The 14,561-nt window shown below is 63.1% G+C and carries 14 protein-coding genes; 9 read left to right on the top strand and 5 right to left on the bottom strand.

Going from position 1 to position 14,561, the window contains the following annotated elements; genetic code table 11:
* Positions 1 to 15: 15 nt before the first annotated feature.
* The 7 genes from H2LOC_RS21510 (at position 16) to H2LOC_RS07980 (ending at position 6,531) form a co-directional block, all read left to right on the top strand.
* Positions 16 to 198 carry a hypothetical protein gene (locus tag H2LOC_RS21510; RefSeq protein ID WP_136495921.1) on the top strand — a complete coding sequence of 61 codons (183 nt, stop codon included), beginning with the start codon at positions 16 to 18 and terminating at the stop codon, positions 196 to 198.
* Entirely contained in the window at positions 198 to 971 is a 774-nt protein-coding gene (locus tag H2LOC_RS08005; RefSeq protein ID WP_136495920.1) for a metal ABC transporter ATP-binding protein, read from the top strand. The genes H2LOC_RS21510 and H2LOC_RS08005 overlap by 1 nt, the downstream gene beginning before the upstream one ends.
* On the top strand, positions 961 to 1,830 hold the full coding sequence (locus tag H2LOC_RS08000) for a metal ABC transporter permease (RefSeq protein WP_136495919.1): 870 nt from the start codon (positions 961 to 963) through the stop codon (positions 1,828 to 1,830). Before H2LOC_RS08005 ends, H2LOC_RS08000 begins: the two co-directional genes overlap by 11 nt.
* A gap of 2 nt (positions 1,831 to 1,832) precedes the next feature.
* Positions 1,833 to 2,711: a metal ABC transporter substrate-binding protein gene (locus tag H2LOC_RS07995; RefSeq protein WP_136495918.1), complete on the top strand. Its 879-nt coding sequence runs from the start codon at positions 1,833 to 1,835 to the stop codon at positions 2,709 to 2,711.
* A 66-nt stretch (positions 2,712 to 2,777) separates the two neighbouring features.
* A complete protein-coding gene (locus H2LOC_RS07990) occupies positions 2,778 to 3,887 on the top strand; it encodes a CobW family GTP-binding protein (protein ID WP_136495917.1) in 1,110 nt (369 codons plus the stop codon).
* Positions 3,888 to 4,013: 126 nt separating this feature from the next.
* Positions 4,014 to 4,553 (top strand): YqhA family protein, encoded by a 540-nt coding sequence (locus H2LOC_RS07985; RefSeq protein WP_202620548.1) that lies wholly within the window; start codon positions 4,014 to 4,016, stop codon positions 4,551 to 4,553.
* A gap of 196 nt (positions 4,554 to 4,749) precedes the next feature.
* Positions 4,750 to 6,531, top strand: coding sequence for an alkaline phosphatase family protein (locus H2LOC_RS07980; protein WP_136495916.1), 1,782 nt, complete (start codon positions 4,750 to 4,752; stop codon positions 6,529 to 6,531).
* Between the two features lie 209 nt (positions 6,532 to 6,740).
* Here H2LOC_RS07980 and H2LOC_RS07975 read toward each other — a convergent pair whose 3' ends face one another.
* Positions 6,741 to 7,145 carry a winged helix-turn-helix domain-containing protein gene (locus H2LOC_RS07975; RefSeq protein ID WP_136495915.1) on the bottom strand — a complete coding sequence of 135 codons (405 nt, stop codon included), beginning with the start codon at positions 7,143 to 7,145 and terminating at the stop codon, positions 6,741 to 6,743.
* 11 nt (positions 7,146 to 7,156) lie between these two features.
* The gene (locus H2LOC_RS07970; RefSeq protein ID WP_425487327.1) at positions 7,157 to 8,032 is read right to left on the bottom strand and encodes a xanthine dehydrogenase; all 876 of its coding nucleotides are present in this window, start codon (positions 8,030 to 8,032) and stop codon (positions 7,157 to 7,159) included.
* Positions 8,033 to 8,404: 372 nt separating this feature from the next.
* On the opposite strand from H2LOC_RS07970, the gene H2LOC_RS07965 reads away from it, so the two are divergent.
* Entirely contained in the window at positions 8,405 to 8,833 is a 429-nt protein-coding gene (locus tag H2LOC_RS07965; protein WP_136495914.1) for a group III truncated hemoglobin, read from the top strand.
* A 25-nt stretch (positions 8,834 to 8,858) separates the two neighbouring features.
* Here the strand turns inward: H2LOC_RS07965 and H2LOC_RS07960 are convergent, their stop codons facing one another.
* Positions 8,859 to 9,452 carry a 2-hydroxychromene-2-carboxylate isomerase gene (locus tag H2LOC_RS07960; protein ID WP_202620547.1) on the bottom strand — a complete coding sequence of 198 codons (594 nt, stop codon included), beginning with the start codon at positions 9,450 to 9,452 and terminating at the stop codon, positions 8,859 to 8,861.
* Between the two features lie 128 nt (positions 9,453 to 9,580).
* Positions 9,581 to 11,401: an aminopeptidase P family protein gene (locus H2LOC_RS07955; RefSeq protein ID WP_136495913.1), complete on the bottom strand. Its 1,821-nt coding sequence runs from the start codon at positions 11,399 to 11,401 to the stop codon at positions 9,581 to 9,583.
* A 194-nt stretch (positions 11,402 to 11,595) separates the two neighbouring features.
* Between H2LOC_RS07955 and H2LOC_RS07950 the strand changes: the two genes are divergently transcribed.
* A complete protein-coding gene (locus tag H2LOC_RS07950) occupies positions 11,596 to 12,450 on the top strand; it encodes a right-handed parallel beta-helix repeat-containing protein (RefSeq protein ID WP_136495912.1) in 855 nt (284 codons plus the stop codon).
* A 217-nt stretch (positions 12,451 to 12,667) separates the two neighbouring features.
* Here the strand turns inward: H2LOC_RS07950 and H2LOC_RS07945 are convergent, their stop codons facing one another.
* A complete protein-coding gene (locus H2LOC_RS07945) occupies positions 12,668 to 14,347 on the bottom strand; it encodes an electron transfer flavoprotein-ubiquinone oxidoreductase (RefSeq protein ID WP_136495911.1) in 1,680 nt (559 codons plus the stop codon).
* Between the last annotated feature and the right edge of the window lie 214 nt (positions 14,348 to 14,561).

The raw sequence follows: 14,561 nt of genomic DNA, 5'->3' as shown, positions 1-14,561 counted from the left end.
ATTATAACATTCCGCATGAGCCATTCGCCGCCGACCACCGCCCATGCTCACGACCACGCCCGTCATCGCCCAGCCGCGATTCCCGGGCGCGCGGAGCCGCGCATATCGGCTCTCGGGCGTTCCGGTCTCGAGCGGCTGTTTCACGCGGCGATCGTCGTCGCGCTTCTTTGGGCCGCCGTTTTTTGGGCGATGAGCTGATGCAAGCGGCTGCACCCATTCGCCTTGCCGATGTGACGCTGGGTTACGACCGTCACCCCGCCGTGCATCATCTCACCGGACTCATACCGGCCGGCGCCCTGCTGGCCGTCTGCGGCCCCAACGGCGCCGGCAAGTCGACCCTGCTCAAGGGAATCGCCGGGCTCATCCCGCTGCTCGGGGGGCGCATAGACCGCGGCGGGCTCGGCCCCCGCGACATCGCATATCTGCCCCAGGCGATGGAGATCGACCGTTCCTTTCCGATCGACGTCCTGGACTTCGTGAGCCTCGGCGCCCTGCGGCGCAAAGGATTGTTCGGCCGCCTGGATCAGGCCGAGCGGGAGCGGGTGAGCGCGGCGCTCGCCGCAGTTCGGCTGGAAGGCTTCGAGAGCCGGGGGCTCGACACGCTCTCGGGCGGCCAGATGCAGCGCGCGCTGTTCGCGCGGCTGATCGTCGAGGACCAGCAGGCGATTCTGCTGGACGAGCCGTTCGGCGCGGTTGACGAGGCGACGACGGAGGATCTCCTGCATCTTATCGGCCATTGGCGCGACGAAGGCCGCACCGTCGTCGCGGTGCTGCATGATTACGAACTCGTCCGGCGCGTCTTTCCCCAAACCCTGCTGATTGCGCGGGAGCCCGTGTTCTGGGGCGCGACCGCGGAGGCGCTGACGAGCGAGAATCTCGCCCGGGCGCGCGGCATGGTCGAGGCCTTGGACGAAGCCGCGCCCGTTTGCGGCCGCGACAGCGGAGAAGCGAGGCGCGCCAATGCTTTCTGATCTGCTGATCGCGCCCTTTCTCGACTACGCCTTCATGCGCCGGGCGCTGGTCGGCTCCATCGCCCTCGCCATTTCGGGCGCGCCTCTCGGCGTGTTTCTCGTCCTGCGGCGCATGTCGCTGGCCGGGGATGCGCTTTCCCACGCGATTCTTCCCGGAGCGGCGCTCGGTTATCTCGTCGCGGGCCTTTCGCTGCCGGCCATGACCATCGGCGGCCTCGTCGCCGGGCTGGTCGTCGCGCTCGCGGCGGGCGCTGCCGCGCGTTTCACCGCCTTGCGCGAGGACGCTTCGCTCGCGGCCTTCTATCTCGTGTCGCTGGCGCTCGGTGTCAGCATCGTTTCGTTGAAGGGCTCCAACGTCGATCTCCTGCATGTGCTGTTCGGTTCGGCGCTGGCGCTCGACAACGCGGCCCTGCTCCTGCTCGCTGGGGTGGCGACGCTGACGCTCTTCACGCTGGCGTTCTTTTTCCGGGCGCTGGCGCTCGACACGCTCGATCCTCTGTTCCTGCGCTGCGCGAGCGGGCTGGGGGAGACGATTCCCTTTTTGTTTCTGGCTCTGGTCGTGCTCAATCTCGTGGCTGGGTTTCATGCTCTCGGCACGCTCATGGCGGTGGGAATCATCATGCTTCCGGCCGCCGCGGCGCGGCTCTGGACCCGCGATCTTGCGGCGGCCCTTCCGCTCGCCGCGGCGCTCGGGGCGCTTTCGAGCTATGCGGGGCTGGTTTTTTCGTTCGGGTCGGGGGCTCCGGCCGGTCCCGCCATCATCCTCGCGGCGGGCGCGATCTATTTCTTTTCCCTGGGCTTCGGCGGCGCCGGCGGGCTGATGCGCCTGCGCCGGCCGCGCCGCCATCTCGAAAGGTGATCATGAGCCTGACCCGTCGCGCACTGATCGCAGGGGCCGCCTTGGCGCCCTTCAGCCGCGCCCTCGGCGGCGAGGAGCCGATCCCGGTCGTCGCCAGCTTCTCGATCCTTGGGGATTTCGTGAAGCAGGTAGGGGGCTCCGCGGTTTCGCTTTCGACGATCGTCGGCCCGGACGGCGACGCCCATGTCTACGAACCGACGCCGGCCGACGGCAAAAAGCTCCAGCGCGCCAAGCTCGTCTTCGTCAACGGCCTCGGCTTCGAGGGCTGGCTCGACCGGCTCATAAAGGCCTCGGGGACGAAGGCCCGGGTCGTCGTCGCGAGCGCAGGCGTCACGCCGCGAGAGCTGGAAGGCGCGCCGGACCCCCACGCCTGGCAGGATGTCGGCAATGCGCGCCGCTATTTGGTGAATATCCGCGACGGCCTCGCCGCCGCAGACCCCGGGCGCGCGGCGCTATATGACGCCAATGCGGCGCAATATCTCAAAGAGCTCGAGGCGCTCGACGCCGAGATCAGACGCGAGCTCGGGGCGATCCCTGCCGACCGTCGCCGTGTCGTCTCGACCCATGACGCCTTCGGCTATTTCTCCGCCCGTTATGGCGTAGAATTCATAGCGCCGGAGGGGCTTTCGACCGAGTCCGAGCCGAGCGCCAAGGATGTCGCCCGAATAGTGGATGCGGCCCGGAAGGAAAAAGTCGCAGCCGTATTTCTGGAGAATGTCGTAGATCCGCGCCTCGCGCGGTCGATCTCGGCCGATTCCGGCGCCAGGATGGGCGGGGCGCTCTATTCGGATGCGCTTTCGCCGGCGGGAGGCCCCGCGCCGGACTATATCGCTATGATGCTCCATAATGTAAGAGAGCTGGTGAAAGCGCTGGGGCGGTGACGGGAAGGCTCGCGCGTCGCCCGCGAGAGCCCAGGGCCCGCCGGTCCCGCAATGGAGAAGATCGATTTGACCGACAGGATCCCCGTGACCGTCATCACCGGCTATCTCGGCGCCGGCAAGACCACGCTGCTGAACCGCATCCTCACCGAACAGCATGGGCGGCGTTATGCGGTGATCGTCAATGAATTCGGCGAGATCGGGATCGACAACGACCTCGTCGTCGGCGCCGATGAAGAAATCTTCGAAATGAACAACGGCTGCATCTGCTGCACCGTCCGTGGCGATCTCATCCGCATCATAGAAGGGCTGATGCGCCGGCGCGGCAAATTCGACGCGATCATCGTCGAAACCACGGGGCTCGCCGATCCGGCTCCGGTGGCGCAAACCTTTTTCGTCGATGCCGACGTGAAAGACGCGGCCCGGCTCGACGCGGTGGTGACGCTGGCGGACGCCAAATGGCTGCTCGACCGCCTCAAGGACGCGCCCGAGGCCAAGAACCAGATCGCCTTCGCCGATGTGATCGTGCTCAACAAGACCGATCTCGTGACGCCGGAAGAACTGGAGGAAGTCGAGGCGCGCATCCGCGGGGTCAATCCTTACGCCCGGCTGCTGCGCGCCGTAAAGGCCGACGTGCCGCTGAGCGCCGTGCTGGATCAGAACGCCTTCGAACTCGACCGCATTCTCGAAATCGAGCCGAATTTTCTTGTCGTCGAAGAGCATGATCACGACCACGATCACGGGCATCGCCATCATCATGACCACGATCACGAGTGCGGCCCCGAATGCGGCCACGATCATCATCATCACGACCACGAAGATCATGGCCATGAAGAACACAGCCACAAAGAACACAGCCACGCCTTGAAGGCCTATCACGACGAAGACATCCAGACCGTCGCGATCGAGCATGGCGGCGAGGTCGATCCAGAGCGTTTCGTGCCCTGGCTGAACGAGCTGACACAGCGCGACGGGCCCGATATTCTGCGCTGCAAGGGCATCATAGCTTTCACGAACGAGCCCCGCCGCTTCGTGTTCCAGGGCGTGCACATGATCCTGGACGGCGATTTGCAGCGCGAGTGGCGGGCGGATGAAAAGCGCCGTTCCAAGCTGGTTTTCATCGGGCGCAAGCTCAAGGAAGCCGAAATCCGCGAAGGTTTCGCACGGACGGTCGCCTGATTGCATCCCGCGACCTTTTCGGGCTCGCCGCCGCAAAAGGCTTTCAACCCTTGCGGTTTACGCTAAGGTAAAGCCTCGCATGCAATGTGCCCCGCCTGATCCCACCTTGAGCAAAGCCTGCGGCCGATGCTGAAACGTCTGTTCGAATATTATCTTCTGATGTCGCGCTGGCTGCTCGCGCCTTTTCTCGTCATGATGACCTTGTGTCTCGCGGCGCTGATGGTGAATGCGGCCAAGAAGACCTTGACCGTCGTCGCCATTCTGGCGAAAGATGAGAGCGACCATGTAACCTTGGAAATATTGAACATCATCGACGTCACGCTCACGGGCGCGCTTCTCGTTCTTGTTTCGGTCTCGGTCTACGAAAATTTCGTCTCCCGCGTTTCAAAAACGGAATTCTCCGGCTGGCCCGATTGGATGGGGAGCATCGATTTCTCGCAGCTCAAGCTGAAGCTCCTTTCGACCATCGTCGCCATCTCGGCGATCAAATTGCTCGAAGCCTTCATGGATCTGTCCGAGACCTCCGACCGGGATCTCTATTTCTACATGGGGATTCACCTGACCTTCGTGGCGTCCACGGTGGCTTTCGCGCTCGGCGAGCGTCTCTCGTCGAGCCATGGCTCCCATGGCGAGGCGACCTCCCAAAGCGAGACATACAACCCCTGAGCCTTTCGGCCTTTTAGAGCGCCGCGATCTCCCAAAACGCGGCCCGCACAGGATCGGGAGCCGATACATTTAATTTGGACGGCGGGACAAGGATTTATTTTCTCTGCTTTTTTCCTGTTCCTGTCATCTCGCTGTAATGCTGTGGTGAGACATGCGCTCCCGATTGAAACTGTTTTCAATAGGGAGACCGTCCAAAATGAAGAATCGTCTGCTCGCCTCCGTCACGGCGGCGGCATTGGCCTCGACCAGCGTGGGACCGGCCCTGGCCGGAACGACGCCGAGCCTTGCTCAGAATTCGCCGAACTACAGCAGCGGTCTGGTGCGCCACGTTCTGCTGATCAGCATCGACGGCATGCATTCGCTGGATTTCATCAACTGCGCCAGCGGTCTTCCGTCCGTGAACAACGGCCAGCCCTATTGCCCCCATCTCGCGAGCCTCAAGGCGACCGGCGTCAATTATCTCGACGCTTCGACTCCCCGCCCGTCGGATTCTTTCCCGGGGCTGATGGCCATCGTGAGCGGCGGCTCGCCCCGCACCGTGGGCGCCTTCTACGACGTGGCCTATGACCGCTCCCTGCAGCCCCCGGCCGTCACGACCGGCAACGGCGTCCAGGCCGGAAGCTGCAAGCCCAATCAGGTTCCGACCGGCACGACCACCGAATATGAGGAAGGCATCGACATAAATCAGGCCTATCTCAACGGCGTCGGGCCTACCGGCGGCGACGGCGGCATCGCCTCGATCGATCCCAACAAGCTTCCGCGCGATCCGGCCGACAACTGCCAGCCGGTCTATCCCTGGAACTTCGTGCGGACCAACACGATTTTCGGCGTGATCAAGGCGGCCGGCGGCTATACCGCCTGGGCCGACAAGCATCCGTCCTATTCGTCGGTGGCGGGCCCCGGCAACGGCGGCAATCTCGACGACTTCTATTCGCCCGAGATCAACTCGATTCCGGTTTCCCTGCCGGGCGTCACCACCGCGAGCGGCCTCAGCTGCAGCCCGCTTCCCGACCAGACCGCGGTGGGATCGAGCGCCGACTACACCGTCAGCTTCCAGAACATCCAGTGCTACGATCAGCTGAAGGTCAACGCGATCCTCAACCAGATCAACCGCACGACGCATGACGGCTCGCGCCACGCGCTCTACCCCAATCTGTTCGGAATGAATTTCCAGTCGGTCAGCATCGGCCAGAAGCTCATCGAGAAGACTCTGAATCCCAAGGTCAAGGGCGGTTATCTCGACAATGCCGGCACGCCCACGCCCGCTCTGCTCAGCGAGATCCAGTTCGTGGACAGCGCGATCGGCCAGATGATCGGCGCGCTGAAGGCCACGAATTCCTTGCTGAACACGATGATCGTGATTACGGCGAAACACGGCCAGAGCCCCGTGGACAATCCGCGCTTCACGGAAATCACCACGAACGGACCGGTCACGACCTCGCCCGCCACGATTCTGGACACCGCCGGCTGCCTGCCTGCGTCCGAGTCGCCCTCGAGCAACGGCATCGGTCCGACCGAGGATGACGTTTCGCTGATCTGGCTGAACAACAGCAGCGCTGCTTGCTCGGTTCCGGGCGCGGTCGCCCTGCTCGAGTCGCAGTCGCCGGCCTCGAACAATATCGCCGGCATCGGCCAGATCTTCTCTGGTCCGGCGCTCTCGCAGCTGTTCAACGCGCCGGGCCTGCCGCCCTACGGCGACCCGCGCACGCCCGACATCATCGTCGCGCCGAATGTCGGAGTCACCTACACCGGCAGCAGCAAGAAGCAGGCGGAACATGGCGGCTTTGCGCATGACGACACCAATGTGATGCTGCTTCTGTCCAATCCGCTTCTGCGCCCCGGGGTCGTGACCACGCCGGTGACGACCATGCAGGTCGCTCCGACCATCCTGAAGGCCGTCGGGCTCCAGCCGGAGGATTTGCAGGCGGTTCAGATCGAAGGCACCCAGGTTCTTCCGGGCTTCTCCGTCACGCCCTGATAGGCAGCGGTCGATCGGCGCTCGCCGGCAGGCGGCGCAAAGACACAGAGAGCGCGGCGGCGACGCCGCGCTTTCCTTTTGTGCCGGGCATGGCGTGGCGGGTGCTATGGAGGCGCACCGAAGTCCGCAGTCGAACGCGCTCCGAATCTCCTTGATGGAGCAGTCCTTTTCTAAAAAACCGCTTCGCACTTATTGGGAACATGCTCCAGCTAGCGCTGAAACGCCGGATCGAGCGCGGATGACAACTCATCCAGCGCGGGAGCAGCGGCGTTCCCGGCGCGACGGGTAATGGAGCCGTAGAGCGCCACGAGGCGTTCGCCGAAAGGCGTCAGCTCGGCGCCGCCGCCGCGACGCCCGGGAAAAGTCGCAAATACGGGGGTCTCGAAAGTGCGATTCATAGCGTCCACGACGAGCCAGCATTTGCGATAGGAAACGCCGGTCGCACGGCTGGCGCCGAGGATGGAGCGCTGCTTGCGCACGGCCTCGATCAGCATGATGTCTTCAGGCGATAATCTCCCGCCGTTCGGAAAGTTCAACGTCACTTCGATCAGGGCAGGGGCCTTCGTCTCCGCGCTGGGAAGAAGCGATGGTTTCTCCGACGGTTTCGTCGCCATAAGTCCTCTTGCTATTCGGCGATCGCATTTGAAGACAGGCGCGGAGCGATACGACTCCGCAGCGCCCCCGCCGTCGCGTCGGCGATGGCTCTCCCGCGTTCGTCCGTGCCGGTCCATTCGGCGCTGCGGCCTCGCGGGTCCAGTTCGGCGATTTTGACGCCATAAGGAATTTCCGCGCCGTCTCGCGCCACGCCGCGCAGAAAACCGTCCATCGGCGCGCGCATGGGCATGCCGTCGAGATGACCGATCACATAACCTTTGAATATTCTGGCGCCGATGTCGAGCGGCGTGCGCCAAGGCCCGCTGCGGTCGGAATAAATGAAGCGCTCAGCCCCGGCTCCGCCCAACCGGCGCGCGACATGGTCCGCCGCGCGGGTCGCTCCCGCGCTCAGAAGGCTTCCGGTCGCCTGCGGATGGGTTTCGACCGCGACATCGCAATTTACGCCGGCGACGAAGCTGGGGCCGAGTCCCACGGTCGCGCGGGCGATGCGCCGCAGGTCGGGCGTCGCCTGATATTTTTGCATGCGCGCGTCGATCAGAGCGTCGAGCGCGCGCATCGCCATCAATTCAGTGAGCTGCAGCGGCGTCACCGCCACGCAGCCGGGCTGCCCGAGCAGCACGGCGATGTCGAGAAGGCTCTCCGCGCGCCGGCCCTCGATGCCGTCGACCTTCGCCATATCGTCGTAGAGGGCGTCATGAAAGGCCATGCCGCGTCGGATCACGGGCGGATGCGGATCATGGCTGAGAACGACGAAATAACCGTCCCAGGCGAGCCGTACGGCGACCGCCGATGCGATTTCATTTGTTCCGAGCACGATCGCCAGGGGGCGGCTCGGCTGGGCGAAAAGGCGAAATATGGTCCCGTCGCGCATCGGTCTGGTCTCCATGGAAAGCAAGCTCCCGATGTGGTCGCAGACCATTTTTCGGAAAACCGCTTCAACCTGAAATTTCAAGCGGGCGACCGCGGCTCGCAATGGTTTTGCGAGCAAGAACCGCCTGGCGATTTTGTGCAAGCAAGCGCCGAGCCAGATGCGGCAGTCCTTTGATTATAACCGCTTATGCAATTCTGTGGTCCTTTGGCGCGCCTCTCCCAGCCAAAAAAGCTATATTGACGACAATATAACTGAGCCGGCCGGCCAAAGCTGTAAAGAAAACGACAATGCGTCGAACAATGAGACAAATCTCATTGAAAAATAAGGGTGTTTTCCGCGGCGCAGGATTTGCTTGTCGGGGAGCGCAATCGCGCGCAGGAGGATAGAATGCAATTTGAGTTTCCGCCGGTGGAAGACGCGGCCGAATGCGCCGCGGTGGAAGACGCGATAAAGGAATGCGTGAGGGTCTTTTACGAAAAAGGAGCGGCCGATCCCCTGCTCGGCCCGATCTTCGCCGATACGATCCACGACCTCGAAAAACACCGCGACATCGTCGCCAACTTCTGGTCGAAGTCCTTGCTCCGCACCGAGCGCTACGACGGCCATCCTTTCGGCGTACATGTCAATCTTCCGGTCGAGCCGGAGCATTTCGCCCGCTGGCTGCAGCTTTTCACCGAAAGCGTTCGGGAAACCATGCCCAAGGCCCAGGGCGACCAGGCGATCGCCAAGGCCTCGCACATGACTCAATGTTTTCAGTCGGGCCTGTTTCCCTTCACCGGCGCCGACGGCAAGCCTTCCCGCACCCCGCCGCAATAGCGGCGGGCCTTATGCGGAGGAGGGGTTATCGGCGCAGGGCCCAATCCAGCCCGTCTTCGAGCCGGTCATTGCCCCAGAATACCTCGCCATCGACAGTGACGAGGCAGGGCGCGCCGGGCAGGCCGATCTCGATCGCGCGTGCGCTTTGGAGCTTCAGGCGTTCTTTATTGTCGGGGTTCTGCGCGCGGACGAGAACATCGTCGGCGTCGAGGCCCAGCCCATCGAGGATCGGCGCGAGCGTGGCGGGCTCGGCGATCGGCCGGCCTTCGCCGAATTCGGCGCGGTAGACCTTGCGCGAAAACGCCGGCCTCTCATCGTCGCCGAGAACCAATGCGATGCGCGCGGTGAGCAGGCTATGCTGCGGAAAGGGATCCGGCCGGACCAGCGGCAAGCCCATTGAAGCGCAAATGCGCTCCATGTCGCGCCACATGTAGCGGCCCTTGGCGGGGTAGATGTTGAAGGGCGAGTCGCGCCAGCCCTGCGCCACAAAGATCGGCCCCAGCAAAAACGGCCGCCACGTCACCGCAACTCCGCGCGCCGCCGCCAGAGCCTCAACCCGCATCGCCGCAGGGTAGGAATAGGTGCTGGCGAATTCATACCAGAAGTCGATGCTGGTCACTTCACACCGTTTCTTTCTGATTGAATTGTATGGTCATCGCGAGGAGCGCAGCGACGCGGCGATCCAGAAGGGGCGCTCGGGCCTGGATCGCTTCGCTTGCGATGCCGCCAATTGATCAGGCGGAGCCTTTATTCCCACACCTTTCTCGTCGCATTCCTCAGCCAGCGTCGCGTCTTGGCGTCGATCAGCGGCGACAGCGTCTTGCGCACGTTCGCGTGATAGGCGTCTAGCCAGGCGGCTTCTTCCTCCGTCAGCAGCGATGGCTCGATGCAGTTGAGATCGAAGGGCGCGAGCGTGATGGTTTCGAAGCCGCGCATCTCGCGCTCGCCGCCCTTTATCTCGCGCGGTTCGACGACGACGAGATTCTCGAGCCGAATGCCATATTCGCCCGCGCGATAATAGCCGGGCTCGTTGGAGAGGATCATGCCCGGCTCCAGCGACGTAGAGCCGAATTTGCTGATGCGCTGCGGCCCCTCATGCACCGAGAGATAGACGCCGACGCCATGGCCGACGCCATGGTCGAAATCGAGGCCCGCCTCCCACAGATGGCGCCGCGCGAAAGCATCCAATTGCGAGCCGGAGACGCCCTTTGGAAACACTGCGCGCGCGATGGCGATATGCCCCTTGAGAACGCGGGTGAAATGATCGCGCAATTGTTTCGAGGCGCGGCCGACGACGACAGTCCGGGTGACGTCGGTGGTGCCGTCGAGATATTGCGCGCCGGAATCGACCAGATAGACCCCGCGCCCGATCTTTAGATTGCTGCTCTCGCTGACCCGGTAATGCGGGATCGCGGCGTGAGGCCCGAAGGCGGAAATGGTGGGAAAGGAAATGTCACGCAGCTCCCCGCCTTCGCGCCGGAAAGTCTCGAGCGCCTCGGCTGCGGAAATTTCCGTGAGCTTGCCTTTGAGCGCTTCCTCCTCGAACCAGGCGAGGAATCGCGTCAGAGCCGCGCCGTCGCGAATATGCGCTTCGCGCATGCCGGCGAGCTCGGCCTCATTCTTGATCGCCTTGGGCAGCGCTATCGGATCGTCGGCGAGCTTGGCTTTCCCGCCCGCTGCGCGCAGGGCTTCGACCAGCTTCGCCGGCGCGGTCGCGCTATCGAACAATATGGTCTCGCCCCTGGCGCCCGCTTCGCGCAAATCTTCAGCCAAATGCTGAGGCGGCGCAACGCTCAAGAATTTCTCCAGCGCCGCTTTCACTTTGTGGGAAAGCTTCGCCTCATCTGCATAGAGCGTCGGGGTTCCGTCCGCGGGCAGGAGCGCGAAGGCCAGCGCAATCGGCGTATGGGCCACATCGGCGCCGCGAATGTTGAAAGCCCAGGCCAGCGAATGCGGATCGGAAAGCAGCAGCGCGTCGACGCCTTCCATTTTCTTGCGGATCAGCGCGAGCTTGGATTTGACGCTGGCGCCGGCGTGGCGCGCGGGATAGACCGAAATCTGTCCCTGCGGCGCAGGCGGCCTATCGTCCCAGACCGCGTCGATCGGATTGCGTTCCACGGCGACCAGCGCAACGTCCTTGCCCTCCAGCGCTTTGGTGAAACGCTCGATCTGGGCGCAGGTGTGAACCAGAGGATCGTAGCCGATCCGTGCGCCCTTGGCGGCGTGTTCGGCCAGCCAGCGCGCCGGCTGGATTTCCGCGATATCCAGCGGCGCAAAGAGCTTGTCGTCGATCTCGCCGCGCACTTGCAGGACATAGCGCCCGTCGACGAAGATCGCCGCCTCATCCTGCAGAACGACGGCGAAACCCGCCGAACCGGAAAAGCCGGTCAGCCAGGCCAGGCGCTCGGCGCAGGGCGCGACATATTCGTTCTGGTGCTCGTCGGCGCGCGGGACCAGAAAACCGTCGAGGTTTTCTTCGGCGAATTTGGCGCGAAGAGATTTGAGGCGGGGCTCGCTGGCGTCGCTATGGCTGGCGTCGGCGAAGGTCTGGAATTTTGCTTCGAACATGATGCGAGGCTAATCCCGCCGGGCAGGGGGAGCAAGCTTCTCGAAGCGCGGGAGCAGGACTTCATCTGCGCTCGCGAGGCGGGCATCCACGCGAAATCCTGTTCAGACATATAAAGATATAGGACAAAAGCTCCGACTCGGGTTAGGTTCGTGTAATGCGGCTTTTTCTGCGCAGCCTCTTCGAGGTAATTGACATGCTGAAGAATTACTTTGTCGCCGCCTTGATCGTTGTCCCGCTCAACGGTACGGCCAGAGCCTCGGGCTCCATCGCGGTCTGGGTCAGCGGCTCTGGCGCCGACGCCCCGGGCTGCGGCAGCCTGACCGCGCCCTGTCGGCACTTCCAATATGCTCACGACAATGCGCTCGGCCCCGATGGCGGGGATATTCTGATTCACGATTCCGCCTCCTACGGCCCGCTGACGATCACCAAATCGGTTTCCGTCATCAACGACGGCGTGGGTACGGCGGGAACGGGAGCCGCTTCGGGGCAGATCGCGATCGCAATCAATGCGCCGCAAGCCAATGTCACGCTGCGGGGCCTCAGCATCGACGGCGTCGGCGGAGCCTATGGCGGCGTCAATGCCTATACTGTCGGCAGTCTGACCATAAAGAACTGCTTCATCCAGAACTTTACGCAATATGGCATAAACTTCACCGGAAACTTCAACGCCGTTAAATATTTAATTTCCGACACGGTAATCCAGAACAATGGCGTCGCCGGCATAACCATGAACAGCTTCCCCAACGTGCTTCAGGGCAACATCAGCAACGTCAAACTCTTCAACAACGGCATAGGATTACAAATCGCGATCATAGCCTATGGCGAGTCGTTTCAGGCGATGGTTTCGGACACGATCTTCTCCGGCAACGGCACGGGGCTCTCCGTGTCGGGGCCGGGAGCGCTCGCGGCGCTGCGCCGCTCGATCATCACCTGGAACAACACGGGCTATAATATCTCTGGCTCCGCAATTGTGCAGACCTATCAGGACAATACCGTCAACGGCAATGCGGGCAACGTCGGGTCCCTGACGACGGTCGGCAATAATTAAAGTAAGCGCCGGTTCGTCCGGCGCAGGCGGCTAGAGCGCGTTTGGTTTAAACAAAGTCGAACGCGCTCCAAATCTCATTGACGGAGCATGTTCTTTTCCAAAAAATCGCTTCGCACTTTTTGGGAACGTGCTCTAATAAAACCCGCCGCCCGCCGCCCCTTGGCCTACCCAAAAACATTCGCGCCCCGGAAGTGCCGGGGCGCAAAGTCTCGCAGCGTTACATGTTGGGATAATTGGGGCCGCCGCCGCCTTCGGGCGGAACCCAGGTGATGTTCTGCGCCGGGTCCTTGATGTCGCAGGTTTTGCAGTGGACGCAGTTCTGCGCATTGATGACGAAGCGGGGATCGGCCTTGGCGGCTTCGTCGCCATAGACCACCTCATAGACTCCCGCCGGGCAATAGAGCCGCGCCGGCTCGCCGTAGCGCGGCAGGTTCTGGGCGATCGGAATGGTCGGGTCGGTGAGCTTGAGATGCGCCGGCTGGTCTTCTTCGTGGTTCGTGTTTGAGACGAAGACCGACGACAGCTTGTCGAACACCGTCTTTGCCGAGAGCTTTTGATAGACCTTCGGCGTGATCTCTGCGAGCGGCTTCAGCGCGGCGTAGTCGGGCTTGCCGTGCGCCAGCGTGCCGAAGAAGGAAAAGCCGAACAGTTCGTTGGTCCACATGTCGAGCCCGCCGAGCGGCGCGCCGATATAGGTGCCATAGGTCGACCACAGCGGCTTGACGTTGCGCACCGGCTTGAGGTCGCGCCCGATCTCGGAATTCCTCCAGCCAGCGTCATAATCGGTCAGCTCGTCATGGGCGCGCCCGTCCGCGAGCGCTTTGGCCGCGGCTTCGGCGGCGAAGACGCCGGAGAGGATGGCGTTGTGCGAGCCCTTGATGCGCGGGACGTTCATGAAGCCCGCCGTGCAGCCGACCAGCGCGCCGCCGGGGAAGGCGAGCTTCGGCACGCTCTGCCAGCCGCCTTCGGTCAGCGCGCGGGCGCCGTAGGAAAGGCGTTCGCCGCCCTCCAGCATCGCCGCGACCTTGGGATGGGCCTTGAAGCGCTGGAATTCGTCGAAGGGAGAAAGGGTGGGATTGGAATAGTTGAGATGGACGACGAAGCCGATCGAAACCAGATCCTCGTCGAAGTGGTAGAGGAAGGAGCCGCCGCCGGTGTCGGGATCGAGCGGCCAGCCGAAGCTGTGCTGCACCAGGCCCGCCTTGTGCTTGTCCTTGGGGATGCGCCACAGCTCCTTGAAGCCGATGCCGAATTTCTGCGGCTCGGATTTGGCGCAGAGATCATATTTGGCGAGGATCTGCTTGGTCAGCGAGCCGCGCGCGCCCTCGGCGAAGATCGTGTATTTGCCGCGCAGCTCCATGCCGCGGGTAAAACTGTCCTTGATATGGCCGTCCTTGGCGATGCCCATGTCGCCGGTCGCGACGCCCAGCACTTCCCCGCTGTCGCCGTAGAGGATTTCGGCGCCGGCGAAGCCCGGGTAGATTTCGACCCCGAGGTTTTCCGCCTCGCTGGCGAGGAAGCGCACCACATTGCCGAGCGAGCCCACGAAATTGCCGTGGTTGTTCATCAGCTTCGGCATAAGGAAATTGGGCAGGCGGATCGCGCCGGTCTCGGTGAAGACAAAGAAATTGTCTTCGTGCACCTGCGTTTTCAGCGGGCAGGCGTCATTGTTGCGCCAGTCGGGCAGCAGGCGGTCGAGGCCCACAGGGTCGATCACCGCGCCGGAAAGAATATGCGCGCCGGGCTCGGAGCCTTTTTCGATCACGACGACGGAAAGATCGGGAGAAATCTGTTTTAGGCGAATCGCGGCCGCGAGGCCAGAGGGTCCCGCCCCGACGATGACCACATCGTAATCCATTCCCTCGCGCGGCGGCAGTTCCGTGATCTCAGAGCCCATGATTTCTCCCTCTTGGCGGCGTTGAGCGGACCGGACGGCGGCGGCGCCGACCTTTTCCGGCCTCTTTGCGCCGGAACATAGCCCTTTTTTGCCGCCTGCGCCAAAACCGGGGGCGGGCGCTGCGCTGAAAAGACGGGCGCCGATAGCGCGGCCGCCGATTCGCCTTTATTACCGGGCTGGCGGAGGCCTTGCGGGCCGTCGCGAGGGAGCGAAC

This window comes from Methylocystis heyeri (assembly GCF_004802635.2).
Taxonomy (GTDB): domain Bacteria; phylum Pseudomonadota; class Alphaproteobacteria; order Rhizobiales; family Beijerinckiaceae; genus Methylocystis; species Methylocystis heyeri.
This window is presented reverse-complemented; position numbering and strand designations above follow the sequence as displayed.